This is a genomic window from Coprococcus eutactus, from assembly GCF_001404675.1.
Lineage (GTDB): Bacteria > Bacillota > Clostridia > Lachnospirales > Lachnospiraceae > Coprococcus > Coprococcus aceti.
In genome coordinates, this window is record NZ_CYXU01000013.1 from 1 (window position 1) to 5,071 (window position 5,071).

Here is a 5,071-nt window from a genome sequence, read left to right on the forward strand (position 1 = left end):
ATGAACCATACAGATTGTCAAAGATATATGATACACTTGGACAGTATATTGATGATATCAGACGTCAGAGAGACATAATATACATAAGTAAGATGGCGGAATCTCTGGATATATCATCCCTGGACAGATATCGTGCTCAGTTGACAGATGAATATGAACGGCTTGGAACTCTGAAGAAGATTCTGGATGAGGCATACGATCTGTATAAAGAATGTAATGAAAAATTCGAGGCATCTGGACAGACTCTATGCAATCTATATGCTGAAACTCCATGGTATGAGACCAGTGAAGGAAAGCTGGCTATAGGCATAGGCGTGCTTGTGGTTACTGCTGCAGTGGCGATAGTCTGCCCTGCTGTACTGGAAGCTACGGCAGCTGCAGTGACACAGTCTGTAGCGACATCGGCCCTCGTGGGATCAGCAATATCTGGTATAATGAATGGCGCTGCATCAGTGAAAGCAGGAAAGTCGTTTTTTGATGGATTTGCAAGTGGCGTTGAAGAGGGCGCAATAATAGGTGCTCTTTGTGGAATGTTTGGCGCAGGAACAGCAGTCATGATGACTGGTGCAGAGATGACGGTCGGTAATGTTTTTGCTGCCAGAGTAATAAATGCTGTTGGGGATGCAACAATAGGTACAGCTACATACATATATCATGAAAACAAATATGATAAAGCAATAACAGGCGGAGATGTAGCCAAGGCCTGGGCAGAGTGTGCAATAACATCATTTGTTTTGCGGTCAGTTTTTGAGGGTGGAAAGTCATCGTCAAAAGCAGATGGAAAGAATAGGGTTATGTCTACTAGCAAAGGGCGGGTGGAGTCTGAAAGAAGTATTACTTGTGAGGGTGGAAGATATTCGAACTTAGGTAATATGTCATTTGAGGATGGAAAGCAATATTCATCGTGGAGTAAACTTAGAGAAGAGGGATTGTCACTTGAACAAGTAGAAAAAATAAAAGGCACACCAAAGGGACAGAAACCATTACCAGAAACTTATTTGAGTGAGGAATATATTAATAATCATCTAAATTCATTCAAGAAAAGTGGTGCGGTAAAAATAATGCCAAGTGAGCCATCAGGAACAATTGGTGGTAAAGGTGGTACATTTGTAATGTCTGGGGATGAACTAAGTGAAATAATTCGAAACGCAGATGGGGATGTGGCTAAAATAGAAAGTGTTTTGGGATTAGACAAAGGATATTTAGGAAGTAATCCTGTTATAGTGACAATTCAGGACACATCTAGTTTAAGACTTCCATCTGGCAATGAATTAGGTGCATGGCCGGAATACTGGGAACCAGGCGGCTATACAAGTGGTGGAATAAAAGAAGCAGTTATTAATCCGGCGAAAGAAGGAACATATACATATAAACATTTATTTGAATAGAGGTGCTTTAAAATGAAGTTAATTATAGAAGATGAGGGTATTAGTCTACTGGAAAACAAAGGGCAATATTATCTTCAGTATGATGCAGGAGCGCATATGATAAAGAAAAAAAGAATTGAAATTACAAATGAAGAGGCGGAGTTATGCCAATTAGATGTTGAAGAAATGTATAATCTTATTTTGCAATATCAAAATGATGGTGTATATGGTGAAGATGTAGTTGAATAAAATATATAAATTTAATTATGGTTATACTTTAGGACTCCAAAACCCCTAACTCAAAAAGCTATTTTAATTTCTGTCTGTTCACGAAGTGAATGACATACAGAGATTAATAATAGCTTTTTGTCATTTACCTAAAGGGGAAAGGACACCTTATGGCGAAATTTGCCCCCAGGTATACAAAAGGATTTGTCTGACAATTTATTTCTAAGGTACGGTAAATCATTGATTTTACTGACTTTATTGCAAGCAGACAGATTTCATTCTTTCACAGAACTATTGTTTGCTAAAATACTCATAAATACTGTGAAATAGCCATTTTCAGCAATTGATATAAAATTATAACAAAAGATTTCGTTACAAGTTTGGCTGGTATCTACAACAGTATATTTTTATGAAAGTATATGCCAAAATCAAGACAATTCAACTAATTGTTAAGAAAATGCCTTATTCTGATATCTTGAATAATTTTAAGACCTAGGATAAGAAATTTAATCAGTATTGGTGTATTCATAAAACGCATATAAGTTGTTATCCTTGGAAACAGAGACAGGATTAGTAAGATTGGCATCTTTGCATATGCTGGTGCTACCCAGCCATATGGCACAGCACAGGGGGATGTCTGTTGCGGGTATTGATGGTATATCAAAAACAGTCAGATAAATTTCAGCCTTTGAAGATTCACAGGTGCATGCGTATAATTGTTGTTTTGCCCGCATTATTGCTGATACTGACAGGCTAAGGGATTTTTAAGCTGTGAATGTTTCTGTTGTTGTTCGAAAGAAATTTGGCTGAGACAGATGCTAAGAAATATTACCATCTTGCGAGATGAAAAGTTTGCTAATACCTATTTGTATCGCATGTTAGGATGCTTGTACAGATGGGTATTTTTGTTGTGGTCATATATTTCGATATTCACAGGTATCGTTTCAATGTAGGCTGACAGCGAGAGACCTTGCTATCTGTATGTATCCAGTGCCAATGGGGTATCATCTCACAGTTGATTTCATATCAACTGCAATCGTTTTAATCTGAATTTCTTTGAAATGACCTAATCTTAATTCGTTATGATTTTATCTGAAATAAATTCCACTTGAGATTCTACAAAATATTATAAGGAACTTTTAATGGAACTGCCGATTTCAAGAGTGACAGAAAATCAGTGACAAAAAGTCACGAAATAATTATACGTATCCATTTTATTTTGAAATTTCCTGTTATCACTGACTTTTAAAGCTTTTTTTTAAAATAAGTTGTCGACTGATAAAATTCATACTCCATTTTTGTCACAACTGATATTGCAACTGTTTTCTCTGGCATGGATTAATTTATGGAACTTCCATTCTGTAAGATTCAGATATTTTTATATTTTTTGTAACAAGAAATCATCTGTTACAGATTGGTGGTGAGAGTGATGGTATATGGAATTATTTCAGCAAAAGATAATCAGACGAGCCTCGCTTATTTTAAGAGTAAAAAAGTTTCACAGCTTGAACCGGAAAATCTAAAGGGAAGAGGACTCATAAAGGTCGATGGAGAAGTAATGGAATTCCAGACAGCGATAGCTACGGATAGGTGCGATGATATGGAACGTATAGAGTTACTTCGCAATATGTGTGCATCTATGGCTGAAGGAGCTACTGAGGTAGCGGAAGGTGTTCCTGAAATTCCAGAAAAACCTACGTGGGAGATATTCAAGAGGCGTAATGATGTTGCACAGATGTGTAATGGATATATGTTGCCGATAGGATATGACAGTGTAAGTGCGGAGGGATATGGAATAGACCTTAGGAGAACATTCTGCTATACAATTACGGGCAGAGCAAGAACTGGTAAGAAAAATGTTATGCGGTTATTGATGAATGCAGCACTGATGAGAAATGCAGATATAGTTGTTATAGAACATGGTTCCAATGAGTTCAGGCTTGATTCGGAATTGTTGGGAGCAACGTATATAGATAGCGAAGCAGCACAGGCAGATTACTTTACAATGCTGGTTCCAGAATTTGTGGAGAGAAATAAGTTTAAAAATCAGGTAAAGGAACAAGGCTATGATGAGAATGAAATATATAGCCAGATGACCCGATTTAAGGAAACATACATTTTTATTGCAGATATGGAAGCGTTTTTAAATACATTGTATTCGCCGAGTGAAGGCATTACAAGAATTGTCCCATTTATAGAGAATGTTGTAGAGAAAGGCGCTCTGCACAACATATTCATTATAGGGTTGATTGATACAGCAAGTCAGTCAGAATGTCGTGGACGAAAAGTATATGATGTTATGACTGGATATCATATGGGAATACAACTGGGTGGCAATTGTGCTGAAACTTCATTTTTTAATTTTACTAATCTATCATTTACAGAGGCAAATAAGATATACAAACCAGGTATAGGTATGATCCCACAGGATAATGATGATCGGAATGTATCGCAGATAATTATACCGTTATACAGGAGGCAGATAAAGCATGATTAAGTCCAGGTTGATTATGCCAGAAATAAATCAAGAATTTGATGTTCAATATAATGAGAATGCACAGGTTTGTGATGTGATAACGGATACTTTGGATGTTGTATCGCAGTATCTGCGAACAGGCTATGTGAATCGTGAGCACTGGGTATTAGTGTTACCGAGAGAAGGCATGGTTATGGATCCAGATAGAACCTTGAAAAGTTATCATGTTGAAAATGGCGATAAACTGATACTCATGTAGATGAAGGATGTGTGATGTTAGTATCGTAAAGATACTTGACAAGTACAGGGGGGATGAAAATAATGGGGAATAGAGGCGTGCTTTTATATGTAGACTTGGGCAAGCTTGAAGATGAACCATACAGATTGTCAAAGATATATGATACACTTGGACAGTATATTGATGATATCAGACGTCAGAGAGACATAATATACATAAGCAAGATGGCGGAATCTCTGGATATATCATCCCTGGACAGATATCGTGCTCAACTGGTAGACGAATATGATCGGCTTGGAACTCTGAAGAAGATTCTGGATGAGGCATACGATCTATATAAAGAATGTAATGAAAAATTCGAGGCATCTGGACAGACTCTGTGCAACCTATATGCTGAAACTCCATGGTATGAGACCAGTGAGGGAAAGCTGGCTATAGGTATAGGTGTGCTTGTGGTTACTGCTGCAGTGGCGATAGTCTGCCCTGCTGTATTAGGGGCGGCGGCCGCCACGGTAACACAGTCTATAGCGACATCTGCTATTATTGGTGCAGCTACGTCAGGTGTCATGAATGGAATAGCTTCCATGAATTCCGGCAAGTCATTTTACGATGGATTTGCAAGTGGTTTTGAATCTGGAGCAATATTGGGTGCAATCAGTGGTGGATTAGGAGCCGGGATATCGGCAGTTGCAACCGGGGCAGAACTGACAGTAGGAAGAATAGTGGCAGTAAAAGCTGTGAATATGATATCTGATGCGACTG

The 5,071-nt window shown here is 38.0% G+C and carries 5 protein-coding genes; all 5 read left to right on the forward strand.

Annotation, left to right across the window (positions count from 1 at the left end; all coding sequences use genetic code 11):
- Positions 1 to 1,388, forward strand: a 1,388-nt coding sequence (locus ARA78_RS13410; protein ID WP_055280739.1) for a hypothetical protein, incomplete at its 5' end; no start/stop codon positions are given.
- 12 nt (positions 1,389 to 1,400) lie between these two features.
- The gene (locus tag ARA78_RS13415) at positions 1,401 to 1,616 is read left to right on the forward strand and encodes a hypothetical protein (protein WP_055147993.1); all 216 of its coding nucleotides are present in this window, start codon (positions 1,401 to 1,403) and stop codon (positions 1,614 to 1,616) included.
- A 1,408-nt stretch (positions 1,617 to 3,024) separates the two neighbouring features.
- Complete coding sequence (locus ARA78_RS13420) at positions 3,025 to 4,092, forward strand: hypothetical protein (protein WP_055280741.1); 1,068 nt, start codon at positions 3,025 to 3,027, stop codon at positions 4,090 to 4,092.
- Positions 4,085 to 4,330: an EsaB/YukD family protein gene (locus ARA78_RS13425; protein ID WP_015533115.1), complete on the forward strand. Its 246-nt coding sequence runs from the start codon at positions 4,085 to 4,087 to the stop codon at positions 4,328 to 4,330. The genes ARA78_RS13420 and ARA78_RS13425 overlap by 8 nt, the downstream gene beginning before the upstream one ends.
- 62 nt (positions 4,331 to 4,392) lie before the next feature.
- Positions 4,393 to 5,071, forward strand: a 679-nt coding sequence (locus ARA78_RS14075) for a hypothetical protein (protein WP_330376016.1), incomplete at its 3' end; no start/stop codon positions are given.